This is a genomic window from Mesorhizobium sp. P2_D5 (assembly GCF_056404355.1).
Genome location: NZ_JBFUEE010000003.1, coordinates 584,124 through 599,511 on the forward strand (window position 1 = coordinate 584,124; position 15,388 = coordinate 599,511).

18 protein-coding genes and 1 riboswitch are annotated in these 15,388 nt (G+C 61.6%); of the genes, 13 read left to right on the forward strand and 5 right to left on the reverse strand.

Annotated elements, in window-relative coordinates; genetic code table 11:
• Window position 1: 1 nt before the first annotated feature.
• Entirely contained in the window at window positions 2–2,104 is a 2,103-nt protein-coding gene (locus AC1DYW_RS16150; protein ID WP_477226889.1) for an acyltransferase family protein, read from the reverse strand.
• On the opposite strand from AC1DYW_RS16150, the gene AC1DYW_RS16155 reads away from it, so the two are divergent.
• Entirely contained in the window at window positions 2,099–2,365 is a 267-nt protein-coding gene (locus AC1DYW_RS16155; RefSeq protein ID WP_477226890.1) for an acyltransferase family protein, read from the forward strand. The two genes, AC1DYW_RS16150 and AC1DYW_RS16155, sit on opposite strands and share 6 nt — an antisense overlap.
• 132 nt (window positions 2,366–2,497) lie before the next feature.
• Here AC1DYW_RS16155 and AC1DYW_RS16160 read toward each other — a convergent pair whose 3' ends face one another.
• Complete coding sequence (locus AC1DYW_RS16160; RefSeq protein WP_477226891.1) at window positions 2,498–3,595, reverse strand: acyltransferase family protein; 1,098 nt, start codon at window positions 3,593–3,595, stop codon at window positions 2,498–2,500.
• Window positions 3,596–3,652: 57 nt separating this feature from the next.
• On the opposite strand from AC1DYW_RS16160, the gene AC1DYW_RS16165 reads away from it, so the two are divergent.
• From AC1DYW_RS16165 to AC1DYW_RS16185, 5 genes are read left to right on the forward strand one after another with little or no spacing between them, the layout of a single operon-like run.
• Complete coding sequence (locus tag AC1DYW_RS16165) at window positions 3,653–4,360, forward strand: glycoside hydrolase family 108 protein (RefSeq protein WP_477226892.1); 708 nt, start codon at window positions 3,653–3,655, stop codon at window positions 4,358–4,360.
• Entirely contained in the window at window positions 4,360–4,581 is a 222-nt protein-coding gene (locus tag AC1DYW_RS16170; RefSeq protein WP_477226893.1) for a hypothetical protein, read from the forward strand. Before AC1DYW_RS16165 ends, AC1DYW_RS16170 begins: the two co-directional genes overlap by 1 nt.
• 1 nt (window position 4,582) lies before the next feature.
• The gene (locus AC1DYW_RS16175) at window positions 4,583–4,810 is read left to right on the forward strand and encodes a hypothetical protein (protein WP_477226894.1); all 228 of its coding nucleotides are present in this window, start codon (window positions 4,583–4,585) and stop codon (window positions 4,808–4,810) included.
• Window positions 4,795–4,980 carry a hypothetical protein gene (locus tag AC1DYW_RS16180; RefSeq protein ID WP_477226895.1) on the forward strand — a complete coding sequence of 62 codons (186 nt, stop codon included), beginning with the start codon at window positions 4,795–4,797 and terminating at the stop codon, window positions 4,978–4,980. Before AC1DYW_RS16175 ends, AC1DYW_RS16180 begins: the two co-directional genes overlap by 16 nt.
• Window positions 4,980–5,303 (forward strand): hypothetical protein, encoded by a 324-nt coding sequence (locus tag AC1DYW_RS16185; RefSeq protein ID WP_095091790.1) that lies wholly within the window; start codon window positions 4,980–4,982, stop codon window positions 5,301–5,303. Before AC1DYW_RS16180 ends, AC1DYW_RS16185 begins: the two co-directional genes overlap by 1 nt.
• A gap of 118 nt (window positions 5,304–5,421) precedes the next feature.
• Here the strand turns inward: AC1DYW_RS16185 and AC1DYW_RS16190 are convergent, their stop codons facing one another.
• Window positions 5,422–6,129, reverse strand: coding sequence for a hypothetical protein (locus AC1DYW_RS16190; RefSeq protein ID WP_477226896.1), 708 nt, complete (start codon window positions 6,127–6,129; stop codon window positions 5,422–5,424).
• A 195-nt stretch (window positions 6,130–6,324) separates the two neighbouring features.
• Here AC1DYW_RS16190 and AC1DYW_RS16195 point away from each other — a divergent pair, with 195 nt between their 5' ends.
• Both AC1DYW_RS16195 and msrA read left to right on the forward strand, forming a co-directional pair.
• Window positions 6,325–7,869 carry a glycosyltransferase family 39 protein gene (locus tag AC1DYW_RS16195; RefSeq protein WP_477226897.1) on the forward strand — a complete coding sequence of 515 codons (1,545 nt, stop codon included), beginning with the start codon at window positions 6,325–6,327 and terminating at the stop codon, window positions 7,867–7,869.
• A gap of 134 nt (window positions 7,870–8,003) precedes the next feature.
• Window positions 8,004–8,522 carry a peptide-methionine (S)-S-oxide reductase MsrA gene (msrA, locus tag AC1DYW_RS16200; RefSeq protein ID WP_477226898.1) on the forward strand — a complete coding sequence of 173 codons (519 nt, stop codon included), beginning with the start codon at window positions 8,004–8,006 and terminating at the stop codon, window positions 8,520–8,522.
• 82 nt (window positions 8,523–8,604) lie between these two features.
• Here the strand turns inward: msrA and AC1DYW_RS16205 are convergent, their stop codons facing one another.
• Entirely contained in the window at window positions 8,605–9,699 is a 1,095-nt protein-coding gene (locus AC1DYW_RS16205) for a nucleotidyltransferase family protein (protein WP_477226899.1), read from the reverse strand.
• 184 nt (window positions 9,700–9,883) lie between these two features.
• Entirely contained in the window at window positions 9,884–10,621 is a 738-nt protein-coding gene (locus tag AC1DYW_RS16210) for an SDR family oxidoreductase (RefSeq protein ID WP_477226900.1), read from the reverse strand.
• Window positions 10,622–10,766: 145 nt separating this feature from the next.
• Here AC1DYW_RS16210 and AC1DYW_RS16215 point away from each other — a divergent pair, with 145 nt between their 5' ends.
• From AC1DYW_RS16215 to AC1DYW_RS16235, 5 genes are all read left to right on the forward strand, one after another.
• Window positions 10,767–11,687 carry a LysR family transcriptional regulator gene (locus AC1DYW_RS16215; RefSeq protein WP_477226901.1) on the forward strand — a complete coding sequence of 307 codons (921 nt, stop codon included), beginning with the start codon at window positions 10,767–10,769 and terminating at the stop codon, window positions 11,685–11,687.
• 105 nt (window positions 11,688–11,792) lie between these two features.
• Window positions 11,793–11,906, forward strand: a riboswitch (TPP riboswitch).
• Window positions 11,897–12,505: a YkoF family thiamine/hydroxymethylpyrimidine-binding protein gene (locus tag AC1DYW_RS16220; RefSeq protein ID WP_095091410.1), complete on the forward strand. Its 609-nt coding sequence runs from the start codon at window positions 11,897–11,899 to the stop codon at window positions 12,503–12,505. Its footprint overlaps the riboswitch before it by 10 nt.
• A gap of 102 nt (window positions 12,506–12,607) precedes the next feature.
• Window positions 12,608–13,363, forward strand: coding sequence for an ABC transporter permease (locus AC1DYW_RS16225; RefSeq protein WP_095091792.1), 756 nt, complete (start codon window positions 12,608–12,610; stop codon window positions 13,361–13,363).
• Window positions 13,360–14,139, forward strand: a complete 780-nt coding sequence (locus tag AC1DYW_RS16230) for an ABC transporter ATP-binding protein (RefSeq protein WP_477226902.1) — start codon at window positions 13,360–13,362, stop codon at window positions 14,137–14,139. The genes AC1DYW_RS16225 and AC1DYW_RS16230 overlap by 4 nt, the downstream gene beginning before the upstream one ends.
• Window positions 14,132–15,154 carry an ABC transporter substrate-binding protein gene (locus tag AC1DYW_RS16235; protein WP_457151269.1) on the forward strand — a complete coding sequence of 341 codons (1,023 nt, stop codon included), beginning with the start codon at window positions 14,132–14,134 and terminating at the stop codon, window positions 15,152–15,154. The genes AC1DYW_RS16230 and AC1DYW_RS16235 overlap by 8 nt, the downstream gene beginning before the upstream one ends.
• Window positions 15,155–15,388: the final 234 nt, after the last annotated feature.

Consider the following 15,388-nt stretch of genomic DNA (forward strand, 5'->3'; position numbering starts at 1 on the left):
CCTAGGGTGAGTTCTTGCCGGCCGCCTGCTTTGTGTCGAGAAACGGGAAGATGGCTACGCCGTTCTTGGCCGCTATAAGTTGCACACCGGCTTTCGTCCAATGCATGCTATCCCAAAAAACCGGCGCGGATTTGTCGGTAAATATTTCGCACTGGTTATGCGGGCATACGGCAACCAACGGATCGATATAACTTACGTGCGATAGCGTCTTGAGGAAAGTGTCGATCTTTCTAGCCACGGGGCTGATTTCTCGAAATGCGTACTCGTCGATGCCTGCAAAGGTGCCGTGCTTATTAAGCAACTGAAGGCTGCTGCCTGTGAAATTTTTGCTGCCGACAACGTAGATTGGAGCGCTTGTTTGGGATCGCATTTCGTCAACCGAAGTCTGGACGTATGGAAATGCGAAATCTTGCCAATACAGCGCGATCATCACCAGATCGGCATGCTCTAGCGACGCCGGTGTAGACCGGATGAGTGAGTACGCTTCGTTGCAGGGTTTCATAACTGCTGCAGCAAACGGGTTTATTGATTTCCAATACCTGTCAGACAGGTCGACAGGGAGGGTCGGTACGCCACACCGCCAATCGAGTTGGCGATAGATAATTTCGAATTGTTTTGCCGCGCCAGTCTCAACGAGCAGGTTAATGATATCCGCTCCCTGAGAGTCTCCAATGATCAGAAGATGCCTTTTGGTGGTTTTGAAATCGTGCGGTGTCAGCAACGGAGTGGAGTTCGAAAAGGTGTATGTGTGTTCTTTTCTCAGGTCCAAAACATAAGCACTACGGAATGCAGCAGGCATCCGCCAGACCCACCCATCTGTCGCCCAGCTCTGTGTGGCGGCTGCCATGAAGCCGGCAGTGAGGCAGGCGAAAATCAACGTCTTCCCCAACTTCAACGGGCGCGGCTTGCGATAGCGCACTTCGATGAAATGGTAACTGGCTGCGCCAAGGGCCAAGGTTGCAACAAGCGAGGCGAGGATCTGCCACCCTTCCAAGGCGCCAAATCTATACACCATGAAGACAACCAGCGGCCAGTGAACCAGATAGACCGAATAGCTGATCTTGCCGAGGTAGATAGCCGGTCTGAACTGAGCCTGTCTTGCCAGCCGGCCTTGACCGCCGAGCAGCATCAATACCGCGCCCAGGACGGGCGCGAGAGCGGCAACGCCAGGATAAGCCGTCCGTCCTGAATAGCCGAAGATGGCAAACAGGATCGCGGCCAGCCCCACGACATAGAGCAGGTCCGCATACACTTTCGACAACCGTCTCTCGGTAAGAAACACCAGCCCGCCTGTAGCGAACTCCCAGACCCGGAATGGGACGAGGAAAAAGGCCGCCGTCGGATCGTACCCCATCATCCACAGGCAACCCGCAAGTGATGCAGCGAAGGCTGCAGCGATCAAAGAGAAGGCCACCCAATAGCTTTTTCGAACGGCCATGGCGATGAGGAAGGGCCAGAACGCGTAGAACTGCAATTCAACGGCGAGCGTCCAAATGTGAAGCAGCGGCTTCAGAATTGCGCCGGAATCGAAGTAGCCTGACTGCATCCAGAAATCGACGTTGGCCAGTCCAAGCAGAGAGAATATCGCTGACCTCGACAGATCCTGGAATTGCTCCGGTATGAACAGAAAAGCGGCGACGACGAAGGTGACGATGATGGTTGCAAACAGGGCTGGCAACAGCCGGCGAGCGCGCCGAGCGTAGAAATTCTTGAGTGAGAACCGACCTTGCGCGCTCTCAGTCCAGATGATGCGTGATATCAGATATCCGCTGATTACGAAGAAAATATCAACGCCAACAAACCCGCCGCTAACCGTCGTCCAGCCGAGATGAAACAGCACGACCGCAGCAACCGCAATCGCCCGCAAGACGTCGATATCTGAACGATGATCCGACCTGCTGCCAATATCCGTGGTCGACTTGGCTTCTACCATTTGATTCATAGAAATCGTCTCTACGCGAAGGCCATATTCCAGGCAATCCATTGCGCCTTCCGGGTGCCGATAATCCCCAATCCTTGTCATCGCATCGGGCGGCGGTGCGATGCTGGAATTGCCCGGCAACCGCCGATAGAGGATGGCTTTGGAGACTTCGGGGCTATGCACTATCGGAACGTCCAGTTCCTGCGCGCCGTCGCGTCATTGATGGTCCTGGTCAGTCATGTGCTTCACCCCTTCGTGCCGATGCGGGGGTACTGGACAACGCCTTACATCTACAATTTCGGGCCTGGCGGTGTCGACATCTTCTTCGTTATTTCGGGCTTCATCATCTACACCGTTGGAGAAAGGGCCGGCAGCCAGTCCATGGACAGGGGCCGGTTTGCCGTGTCGAGCGATGGCTGCTGGACAGGGTCTGCAATGCCTTGATCGGAATGCGCGTCAGGGTTTCGACAATCCAGCCGGCCGAGTGCCTGGGACCACTCGCCGAGCGTTTCGGGTTCAGAGTGGTATTTCCCCAACCCGAGCTGTTCCATCCAGTGTGATGTTCGCCAACGTCCGCTATGTGAGCGCCGGCGCCGCCGAGGCTTCCTCCGGTGCTGGCTGGCCGGATCTAACACCTCCATTGGCAACCGGTTGCTGAGGCGCCGGTGGCTTGGGCGCCAGGCGCGATATGCGTCTGCGCAGCGGCGTCTCGACGTAGCGGAATGAACAGTAGCTGGCGATCGTCACAACGATCAATGTCAGCCCGAACCAGATGGGTTTGGGCAAAAGCGAAATTGGCGTCCACATCTTGAGCGCGACATGGATGGGCAGATGGAGCAGATAGAGGGAATAGGAGATGTCGCCATACCACTTCAGCACGCCCCGTCCCAACAGGCGCTGGGCAAGCGGGGAGGCTGTCGAAACCAGGACGAGAGAAGGCAGATAGACAAGGTACAGCGTGCCGCCGAAAAGGGATCTTGGCAATTCCAGGACATCGATCATTCCAGGCCAGGACAAGACGTAGAGGACCAGCAGCGCAACCAATGGGACATCGTACGACTTGTCCGGCTCAAGCTCGATACGCCCGGCGACGACGCCGGCGAGAAACAGAGGGGCGGCCTGCATGAGAACGGGCGTGCCGATAGCGGCTCCCAGGAGAATGGCCGCCGCCGCGAGCAGCAGGAAGTTGGCAGCATTGCCCAGACGCTGGCAAATCCACCAGATCAGCGGAAAAACCAGATAGAACTGGATCTCTCTCGGGATCGTCCAGAACACGGATTGGCCGGCCCAGAAAACGTAATGGTGCCACCATCCATCCCATTTCAACCCGTAAAAAGGCTGGTCGCGACCTGTCAGCAAAAGCCAGGCATAGGCTGCCGTCACGCAGATCAAGAACAGTGGAAGGACGCGCGCCGCGCGCTTGACCCAGAAGTCGATCACCGCCAAGCCTGAAATTGGCGCAGTCGAATACTTCCTGCCCATCAGAAACCCGGACAGCACGAAAAACAGTTCAACGCCGATGAGCCCGCACCAGGCAAAGGTGAGGGGATGCCAGGGTGTGTCGGTCGCGAAATGCTGAAGGAAGACTGACAGCGCGGCGATGCCGCGCAGCCCATCGAGCGCGAATATTCGCGCATTGTTGTTCAGCAAGTTATTTCCCTCGTCCTGCGCCAACTATAGCCAAATTCCAAAACTCAGCAACCTGCCCGGAGAGGGCGGAAAGGAACTGCCATGGACCGCAACTTTGCGCGGGCGCTTGCGCTCGTCTTGAAATCGGAAGGTGGGTGGTCGGACAATCCGGCCGACCCCGGCGGCGCCACCATGAAGGGCGTGACGCTCGCCAACTTCCGCCGGTATGTGAAGGCGAGTGCCACCAAGGCCGACCTTCGCAAGATCAGCGACCAGCAGGTCGCTACCGTCTTTCGCCGCTACTACTGGGATGCGGTGCTCGGCGCCGAATTGCCCGACGGGGTCGACCATGCCGTGTTCGATTTCGCCGTGAACAGCGGGCCGGGCAGGGCGGCGAAAACCCTGCAGGCGTGCCTGGGCGTCGCCCAGGACGGCCGGATCGGGCCGGCCACCCTTGCCGCGGCCAGGGCAAGGCCGGCCGGCGTCACCATCGACGCGCTATGCGATGCGCGGCTGGCGTTTCTCAAACGGCTGCCGACATGGGCAACATTCGGGCGCGGCTGGTCCGATCGCGTCACGTCGGTGCGGGCTCAGGCCTTGCTGATGTCGGCGACACCTGTGACCGCGCCGGCGCCTGTGCCGGCCGCGTTGTCGCCCGGCGTCGAAAAGCCCATTGGCGGGGCGCCGGCGGCCCAGCCCGTGCCGCCGGCCGTCAAGACTGCTGCCGCGGCCGGCATCCTCGTCCTCATCGCCGGAGCGCTCGCGGCCTTCCGGCAGCACGTCACCGATATTTTCGGGAGCCTCTTTTGATGAAATTCCTCAACACCAACGCGCTGCACAATCTGCTCAACACGCTGATCGCGATCATCTGCGGTGGCGCCCTGGTCGGCTTCGACTGGACGATGTTCGGCGTCACCGATCGCACCGCGCTTCAGATCAGCGGCGCCATTGCGCTTGCCAAGATCATCATCAACGCGGTGCGTGACGGTCCGCTCGGCATGGTCGCGCCGCCGCCGGTCGAGGAGAAATGAGATGGGAGCGCTCGCCCTGCTTGGTCAGTTCTGGCCGTATCTGCTTGCAATGGGTGCCGCGCTCGCCGGTCTCTGGACGGCCTACGCCAAAGGCAAGGCCAGCCAGAAGGCGAGGCAAGATGCCGCCGACGCCGCCGCGCGCAGCCAAGCCCAGAAGATCGACGACGCCGTTGCCGGCCGGACGCCGGCCGACAACAGGGGGAGGCTGGCGAAATGGTCAAGATCATAGTGCTCTCGGTCCTGCTGGCCGGCTGCGCAAGTGCTGGCGGGTCGTTCTGCGCGGTCGAGCATCCCATCCGGCTGGCAAAGGCAGAAGTGGCGACTCTTTCCGGCGCGACGGTGGCGGCGATCCTGGCGCACAATGAAAAGGGCCAGGCACTTTGTGGATGGAGGCCGTGATGCACGATCTGTTCGACCTGCTCGGCATCAAGGGACCGGTCGTCGCCGCCGGCCTTGCCGGTGGCGTCCTGCGGGCGCTGTCGCGGCATCGCTACAAGCTGCGCGAAATGGTGGCTTCGCCGATCTGCGGCGCGCTTGCCGCGGCCTATTTGACGCTGCCGGTGGTGTCCTATGTCAGGATCGCCGGCCTGCCGATGCCCGACCCCGCCGACGACACCACCACGCTTGCAGCGGCTTTCCTGATCGGCGTCTGCGCCATGTGGATCTCTGACATCCTGTTCGAGTTTGTCGTTCGCAGGTTCAAGCCGGGGGTGCAGGAGTGAAACCGCAAACGGCAACCAACCCCTCCGCCGCTCGTTGACCCTATGCTTGGTTGATCCCTAGCACTCCAGAGCCTGCCCGCCGCCGCAAGGTGGCGGGCTTTTTTGCGTTCCGGCCCGATCAGGCAAGGATGTTGACGGCGCGTGCCGCGACCAGCGCGATGGTCAGCAGCGAGATCATGGCCTCGGCCATCATCAGCAGCTTCGCGCGTTGGCTGAGTGGCAGCGTGTCGGTCGGAGAGAAGGCTGTCGCATTGGTGAAGGCCAGGAAGAAATAGTCGACGAAGCCGGGCAGCCAATCCCGGAGATCACGGTCGTTCAGCGTCATCTGCGCAAACAGGAAATCAGCCTGCGCGAGCTTGACGAGGCCGCAGGTCGGCGGTCCGCCCCGGTCGGTGCTCCAGAACCACAGGGCAAAGACGATGACGTTGGTCACCCAGATGTTGAGCGCGTCGATCAACAGCGTCGTGCCGCTGTTGCCGGCGTGGCCCTCCAGCAAGGCTCGCACCAGCAAGGCCAGCGAGCCGCAATTCATGACGCTGATGATGGCGGTCATGGTCAGGGCCGTTCTGCGGATCATGATGCGAAACTGGCCGATCGCATGCCATTCGTGATCCTCGACCGCCTTTCTTGTGGCGACCTGTGTCCAGGCCGTCGCCACCGACAAGGGCAGCAGCAGGGCGGCTTCTAGCGCCGGCGCCAGCCAGCGCGGCCCGAAGGAGAGGTTGTTGATGACCAGAAGCTGCAAGCAGATGATGACGAGGACGGCCGCACGCGCCATCCAGAAGTCGAGCGCACGGTAGTGGATGACGGCATGGTGGTGGCGCATCGGGACCCGGATTTTTTCATACAGGGTCAGACGTGCAACGCTGTCCTGCCTGGAGAGAGGAGCGCCGATGCTCCTGCCCGATCTTGGTGCTGCAATGGCACACAGCTATACTTTTTCGTAAGCTTCGATTTTTGGGGCTGTTCGTCAAACCGGACTATGTGATTTAAGCGCCGCATGGCGGGGATAGATGGATCCATGGATCACTTGGTGCCGGCGGGATTGCCCGCCGCCGGCGTCCATTCCCCATCGGTTTTGTCCAATCTGATCCGTCATCCCTGGCATTTGCTTGCGCTTTTGTGCCTGATGCAGATCCTGTGCTGGACGGTGGCACCGGCGCTTATCAACGTCTCACCGCCCAACGATGTCGTCGAAGGCTTCATGTGGGGACGCGAATGGGTGCTGTTGACCTACAAGCATCCGCAACTTCCGGCATGGCTGCTCGAGACCAGCCATCTCCTGACCGGATCGTTCCGCTGGCCGCAATATCTCGTGGCGCAGTTGACGATCTCGGCGACGTTCGTCCTGGTCTATCTGCTGGCCCGCGACATGCTCGGGCAGAGGCGTGCGCTGGCCGCCGTGCTGTTGATGCCGTCGCTCTATTTCTTCGGCTGGCCGACCCCGCAGTTCAATCATGACTACGCGCAGATGCCCTTCTGGGCCGCTATCTGCTGGCTGTTGTGGCGTGCGGGCCGCGGCGGTGGGCCGGTCTGGTGGCTGGCGCTCGGACTGGTGTCGGGCGTCGGGCTCTACGCCAAGTTCTCGACCGGCCTGCTGTTGCTGTTTGGCGCGATCTGGCTGTTGTCCGACGCGCGGGCACGCAGCCGGCTCGCCACGCCTTGGCCATGGCTTGGGCTTGCGGTTTTCGTCGCTGTCGCGGCGCCGCTGGCCATCGAGCTCTACCGCGTCGATTTCCTGCCGCTGACCTACGCCGCCTGGCGCGATCAGTGGGTGATGGCGCATCGCTCCCGCTTTTATTATATCGGCGTCCAGACGGCCGGACTCTGCGGCTTTTTTCTGGTGCTGGCGATATCGGGGCTGCTGCGGCGCTCGCCCCCGCCGCAAGAGCCGGTCGGGCGCGGTACGCTCGTCTATCTCCTGTGGATGGGACTTGGCCCGGCGATCCTCATCATGGTGGCGTCCCTGTTCACCGGCACAGGCGAGGCCTGGGGCGCGCCGATGTACAATCTTGCGGGCGTCGTGGCGCTCGCCTTCCTGGGCCACCGTCTCGGCGCCGTCGAGATGCGAAAGCTGGTAATCTGCGCGCTCATCTGCATCATCGCCATATCTGGTGCCTATGCGGGCATCCGCTGGACGAAATGCAATCTGCGCGGGCGCATGGACGCCGTCTGCTGGCCGGCGCAGAAGATCTCGGATGAGGCAGAAGCCGTCTGGCACGCGGCGACGCCCGGTCGGCTCGACATCGTCGGCGGCCATAACATTGTTGCGCCGCTGGCGGGCCTCAATGCATATGACAAGCCGTCGATCTTCACCGAGCTGAACATGCAGTACGCCCCCTGGATCACCAAGCAGCGGCTGCGCGATCACGGCATACTCCTGGTCTGGCCCGGGCGCGACGTGCCACCCTATCTGCAGGCGTGGCTAGGCAAACTGCCGGTCAAAACCGTTCTCTTCGACTGGTCGCTCAAGGCGCCGCCGATGGCGATCAGCTTTGCCGCCGTTCCGCCCGGCGCGCCGCAGCTGCCGAGTGTGATCGACAGCCTCGCCCAACCCGGCAACTGAAGCAGGTCGGCCGGTCCGCTGGACGAAGCAAGAGACAATGCCCATTTATGGGGAGATCCAACTTGCTTTTGCGCAATTCCAGACGGAAAACCACTACGCATTTTTCCTGGAATTGCTTTTTGAGGAGACGTGATATGGCGACTTCGACCGAACGCGCAGTGCTTGCCGGCGGCTGTTTCTGGGGCATGCAGGATTTGATACGGCGCTATCCCGGCGTCATCTCCACCCGTGTCGGCTACAGCGGTGGCGATGTGCCCAATGCCACCTACCGCAACCATGGCACCCATGCGGAGGCCATCGAGATCAATTTCGATCCGGCCATGATCAGCTATCGCACGCTGCTGGAGCGCTTTTTCCAGATCCACGATCCGACGACCCGCAACCGGCAGGGCAACGATGTCGGAATGAGCTATCGCTCGGCGATCTTTTACACGAGCGATGAACAGAAGCTAATCGCCGAAGACACCATCGCCGATGTCGACGCATCTGGCCTGTGGCCGGGCAAGGTCGTCACCGAGGTCGCACCGGTTGGCCCCTTCTGGGAGGCCGAGCCTGAACATCAGGACTATCTGGAGAAATACCCCAACGGCTACACCTGCCACTTCGTCAGACCGGGCTGGAAGCTGCCGGTTCGCGAGAAGGCGGTTTCGTAGGGTCTACAGCGCCGGTTCTGCCAGGCATGCCGCTTGACGAGGTCGTCGAGCGGCATCGTTGCATTCCAAACGCCTTTTTCAGTCAGCTTGCCGCGTTGGTGAAGCCGTCCAGCTTTTCACCAATGTCCGAAAGTGCCCTTCGAACGATTGTTTCGACCATGTCTTGCCGATCGGGATCGAGCATACGAAGACCCCGCTGGATCGCATCACGCCAACTGGTGCCACGGTTCCATGCTTCGGCAAACACCGCGGCGAGGTCGTCTTGCCTGCGGGCAGTTTTCATCGCCTCGACAAGCAAGCTTGCCTGAAGAACGTCCTTTTCCCGCTTTGCGGCACCGTTTGCGTTCTTTTGGCGCAGGGAGGCAACAATCAGTTTGTGGACAGCATATCGCTCGGGTGAGGGGACCAGCACCGGGACTCCGGAACGATGCAGCAAGACGGTTCGTACGGGTTCGCGGATCAGAAAATCCAGGAATCGCAAAGGCTGCGCCGATGCGCCGCCCAGAGACGGCATCGCGCTCGCGTGGTCGGCGTAGTCGTCGCTGCCCCGATTTGGGGTCAGGAATTCGACCTTATACCGGGAAGCGTTTTCGAACTGTGTGGTGCGACCGGCATCCGTTCGGTTTGGAATTTCGCGAAACGAAGGATCGATATCGCGCAGCACATCCATGATCGGCGGCAGACTGTCGTTGACTTCGACGGAAACCGAGTGAAATTGAGCAAAGTCGGCATCGCCTGTTTGCAGCGCCACCCCCGGCAGCCTTACGCCTAGATATCCGGCGTAGGTTTGGAACGCGACGGTGCCGACCAGTACGCCTCGCAGGTGGAAAAACCCGGCCTTGCCAAGGGCTTCTACGATATCACCGGTAAATTTCTCCGGCTCCATCAACCCAGCCTCGCGGACAAGCGTCGATACAAGCTTGCGACGGCTCTTCAGGTCGCTTTTGATTTCCCTGAAGGCGGCGACGCGTTTTGCGATCTCGGGATCGTCGGCCGGGCCGACATATCGTCTTGTTGTCTTCGGCCGAGTCTCCTCAAAATACCAGTAGTCGCGGCCCTTTACGGGGACTCGCACGAAATTGCCCGCGGTCGAGAAGTCGGTTTGGAACGACGCGTCCAGGCTTCGTTGCACGAGTTCAGCGAACAAGGTGTGATAAGCGATGTCGATCGATTTCATCGTGTGTTCGACCAATGTCTCTAGGTTATAAGAAATTTGCGGTTCTCTTATAGCTCGCACTTTTGCTCCGCATTTCAAGTGAGTTATAAGAAAATTGCGAAAAACTTATAACTGTCGGACTGGCGCCACGCTCATACGCCACGGAGCAATCCATTGCGGCGGGGAACGGGGCTGCGGCGGATTGTCAAGCCTGCTGTGTCGGATAGAGGGTCAGGATATTGACGTTGACCCTTGGCGGCTGCGAGACCGCGTAGAGCATGGCGGCGGCGATGTCCTCGCTCTCCAGTTGCTCCATGTCGCCCAACCTTTGCTCGACAGCCAGCCGAACATCGTCGCGCATATTGGCGGTGAACTCGGTCCTGACCGCGCCCGGCTCGATCACCGTGACGCGGATACCGTCCTTGCCGATTTCGCGGCGCAGTGATTCGGCGATAGCGCTGGCCGCATGCTTGGTGCCGGAATAGACCACCGACGGGTGGATGTAGCGGCCGGTGCCCGACGAAACGATGACGATGTGGCCTGATCCCTGCCGTTTCATTGACGGCAGCGCCGCGTTGATCGTGTAGAGCAGACCCAGAATGTTGAGGTCGACCATCTCCCGGTATTCGCGGGTGGTGGTGTTCTGGAAGGGTGCGGCGACGCCGACACCGGCAACATTGAACAGCAGGTCCAGCCGGCCATGGCTTTCCAGCACGCGCCGGACCATGGCTGTGGCCTGCGCCTCGTCGGTGATGTCGGTCTCGATGGCCAAGGCCTCGCCGCCGTTGTCGCGGATGCGTGCCGCCAGGTCGTCGAGACGCTGCCGACGTCGCGCCGCGATGGCGACGACAGCACCTTGCTCCGCCAGCGCCAGCGCGGTTGCCGCGCCAATGCCCGAGGAGGCGCCGGTCACCAAAGCGATTTTTCCGTTGAGTTTCTGCATGTTCGTTGCTCCTGCTCAGAGGGAAATTCAGGTGTGCTCGATGCCGATTATTGCAGCCGTTCGAGGCATGTCCTCAAGCTAGGCAGCAGACGCCATACCGAAAATGCGATAGGATGCCATCATACTCATTGGAGAATCTGGCATAATGCGAGGTAGCGACTATGCCGAGCTGAAAGCCTTTGCCGCTGTCGTGGCGCATGGCAGCTTCGCCCGTGCCGCTGAAGATCTGCGGATTTCAGCGTCGACGCTCAGCCAGACGATCCGTCAGCTCGAAACGCGGCTTGGCCTGCGCCTGCTCAACCGCACGACCCGCAGCCTCTCCTTGACCGAAGCCGGCGCGCGCCTGCATGCGCGCTTCGCGCCGGCTATGGCCGAGATGGAGGCGGCGGTCGGCGATGCGACGGCCTTGCGCGACACACCGGCCGGCGTCTTGCGCGTCCATATGCCCAGCGTTGCCGCCGCCACATATCTGGAGCCGCTGCTTGGCCGTTTTCATGAGGCATGGCCGGACATCGTGCTCGATGTGACGATCGACGATGCCGCCGTCGATATTGTCGAGGCCGGCTATGATGTCAGCGCCAGGCTCGGCGAATTTCTCGAAGCTGACATGGTCGCGGTGGCGCTTGGCGGCACGCAGCGCCAGCTCGCAGTGGCCTCGCCGGACTATCTCGCCCGTTACGGATCGCCGTCGGCACCGGCCGATCTGCTCCAGCACCGCTGTATCAATTGGCGCCGGCCGGGCAGTGCCGGGCCCTACGCATGGGAATTCGCCAGAGGCGGCGAATGGTTCTCGGTCGTGGTCAATGGTCCGCTTGTCGTCTCCAGCCGCGACATGGCGATTGCCGCCGCCGTGCAGGGCGTCGGCATCGCCTTTTGGGCTGAAGACCTCGTGCGCCCGTTGATCGATGCCGGCAAGCTGGTGTCGCTGCTGGATGATTGGTGCGCGGCCTTTCCCGGTTGGTTCCTCTGCTATCAGAAGCAGCGTCATACAGCACCAACCGTACTGGCCTTCGTCGATTTCCTGCGCCATGCGCATACCGGGCGCCAGACAACGCCTGTTGGTTGAAAGTTTGTCGCTCGACGGTCCGGTTTCGCAGGCCTGGCGCAATGCTTTTTGGAGGAGCACACCAAAAAAACGGCTTTCGCTTCAACTCGAATGGTGCTTTAACCCGCGCATCCACAGGGGTGCTCCGTACGGTCGGGGCTGAGACGGGGGTGGCAAGCCCACAGACCCTAGAAGCTGATCTGGGTAATACCAGCGGAGCGAGGCGGGCGATGTTTTCAGGCGCACAGATTTCCCTATATCCCATGGCCGACGATTTCGTCGGCGTCATCCTTGGCGCGCTGGATGGGCTCGACCCCTACCGCGATCGGCTCAGGATCGAGACCGACGACATCTCGACCTTGCTGGTCGGGCCGCCCGAAGTGCTGTTTCCGGCGATGCGAGACCTGTTCGTGGCGGCGGCACGCAGCGGCAAACATTGCGTGTTGTCAGCCACCATCTCGCGCGGCTGCCCTGGCGAGCCGGATGATCCGATCTGCCGTTCCGATGCGCTTGGTGGGCCTGTCGGCCCCCTCGGCCCGCGCAAGGATGCGGCAATCGCCGCGGTGCGTGGCGCGGCTTTGACCGGCCAGCCGGCGGCAGCGCAGTTCTCGCTCTATGTGATGGGCACCGACGACCACATGGAAGAGATCTACGGCTGCATCGATTTTCTCAAGCAGTCCGGCGTCTATGAGCGCTCGAAGCATTTCTGCACGAAATTGCGCGGGGATGCCGGCGCGATCTTTTCGGCGCTGGACGAAGCCTTCTGCCGCTTCGGGCCAGGCGCCGGCCACGTAACCCTCGACGTCACGGTCTCGGCGAACAGCCCGTCGGCCAGCTGAGCGGCCGCATTCGCGACCCCGTCAAAGGTTATGCCCGTGGTCTCATCATCAGCCGCTTCGAGCCGCCCGATCGCGAGCCTTCTTGTCAAGGCAGCGCCGGCCATGATTTCGGTCGGGTTGCTGCTGCTGGCTTGGGAGCTCTATGCCACTTATTCCGGCATCAAGTCGACGACACTGCCGGCGCCTTCGCGTGTGTTCGAGCAGGCGATGCTCAATCGCGAAGCGCTGGTCGACAATGCCATTCCGACCATCCGGGCCACGCTGATCGGCTTTGCCTTTTCGCTCAGCGCGGCCTTTGCGCTGTCGATGCTGGTCGACTTCTTCCGGCCGCTGCGGCGTGCGCTGTTTCCCGTCTTCATCGTCAGCCAGACCTTGCCGCTGGTGGCGATCGCGCCGCTGGTGGTGCTGTGGTTCGGCTTCGGGTTGATGCCCAAGATCATGCTGGTGGCGCTGGTCACCTTCTTTCCGATGCTGGTGGCGCTGGTGCAGGGCTACGAGGCGACGGAGGCCGAGATCGGGCAGATGCTGCGCGCCATGGGGGCAGGGCGCTGGCGCGTCTTCTTGTTGGCGCGACTGCCCTCGGCGCTGCCCTATTTCTTCGCCGGCCTGAGGATCTCCATCACCTATGCCGTGGTCGGCGCCATCTTCGCCGAATATGCCGGTGCCGCGAAGGGGCTGGGCATCTACATGCTCAACGCCAAGAACAATTTCCGCCCCGATCTGGTGCTGGCCGCCGTCGGTGTCAGCGCCGCGCTCACGCTCACTCTGTTTGGGCTGACGGTGCTCCTGCAGCGCCTTGCCATGCCCTGGGAACGGGCCGCCGGCCAGCACCCCGCCGGGACGGGGCCGTGGCGATGAGCCGGCTCGAACTGCGGCATGTGCGCAAGGCATTTGGCCGGCTCGACGTGCTCGCCGACATTTCGCTCAGCGTCGGCGCCGGTGAATTCGTCTCCATCCTCGGGCCGTCGGGCGCTGGCAAGTCGACGCTGTTCCAGCTTCTGACCGGCGCGCAGCACGGCGAGGGCGAGATGTTCTTCGACGGCACGCCGCTCGACGACCACGGCAGGCATTTCGCCTTTATGCCGCAGCGTGACGCGCTGATGCCGTGGCGACGCATCCTCGACAACACGACGCTTGGGCTCGAAGTGCAAGGCATCAGGCGCAAGGCGGCGCGGGCGCGCGTTGCGCCGCTGTTTGCCGAGTTCGGGCTTGCCGGCTTCGAACGGCATTTTCCGGCGCAGCTTTCGGGCGGCATGCGCCAGCGCGCGGCGCTGTTGCGCACCGTGGTGCAGGAGCGCGACATGCTTTTGCTCGATGAACCGTTCGGCGCGCTCGATGCACTGACCCGCACCGCCATGCAGCGCTGGCTCGAGCAGATGTGGCGGCGCCATCGCTGGACGGCACTGTTGATCACCCACGATGTGCGCGAAGCCGTCTTCCTGTCCGACCGCATCTATGTGCTGTCGGCGCGTCCGGCCAGCATCGTCCGCGAAATCAAGGTGCCGCTGCCGCGCCCGCGCAGCCTTGGCGGCGCTGACGCGTTGCAGACAAGCGCAATCGAGGCCGAGATACTCGACATCCTGCTCAACCCCGAGCCCAACCCGCACTCATCCAAAGGACACGACCATGACTGACTTGACGCGCCGGCAGGCCTTGTTGCTCACCCTTGTCTCCGGTCTTCCGCTGGTGGCCGGAGCTGGCCATGCCCAAGCACAATCGGCTGCGCAAAAGGTCACCGTCGCCCTCGACTGGACGGTCAACACCAACCACATCGGGCTGTTCGTCGCCCGCGACAAAGGGTTCTATTCCGAAGCCGGGCTCGAGGTCGACATCCTGCCCTACAGCGATACCGGTGCCGGCACCCTGGTCGCCAACCGCGTCGCCGATTTCGGCATCAACGGCACCATCAGCCTGTTCACCCAGAAAACCGCCGGAGCCGACCTGAAGGGCGTCTATGCCGTCGTGCAATCCGAAACCGGCCGGCTGGTGTTCAACGCGGCACGCAGCGAGATAAAAAGTCCGAGGAACCTTGACGGCCTGACCTATGGCGGCTTCGGCAGCGCCTGGGAAAACGCCCTGATCGGCACCATCATCCGCCACGATGGCGGTAAGGGCAATTTCGAGACGGTGACACTCGGCACTTCAGCCTATGAAGCGCTGGCCAACGGTTCGGTCGATTTCACGCTGGAGGTCTCGACCTGGGAAGGTGTCGAAGCCGGGTTGAAAGGCGTCAAGCAGCGCAGCTTCGTCTACGCCGACTATGGCGTGCCTGATGAGCACACGACCCTGATCTCCTCGAGCGAGGCCTATCTCCAGGCAAACCCCAAACCTGCGGCCGCCTTCGTCCAAGCGACGCGGCGCGGCTACCAATTCGCCGTCGACCATCCCGATGCGGCTGCCGCACTTCTGATCGCCGCCAATAAGGACACATTGACAAATCCGGCGCTGATCGAAGCCTCGCTGAAGGCACTGATCGATGGCCACTATTTGCGCGGGGACAATGGCGCAATCGGCACGATGGATCCGACCAAGATGCACGCGATTGGCGACTACCTCTTCGCTGCGGGCATTCTGCGCGATGCCGATGGCAAAGTTCTGACGCAACGCCCTGAATTCGCGGAGTACTTCAGCAACTCAACTCTGGGGTAGGGAGCCTATCTGATTCTCGAAACTTCGAAGGACTCGCGTGGCGTGGCAGCTTCCCGTCAAACGCGCACGCATTGGCAGATTCCAGCTAATTCCTCGCGATCTCGTAGAGCAGAGTGGTTATGCCGCCCGGGTTCACCCTGCAGCGACAAAGCGGCTGCGCAGAGTTTCGCCACGCGACAGGTGGCTCCGGTTTCCCGCGACATGACATGGTTGAGCACGGCCAATTGTGCACGC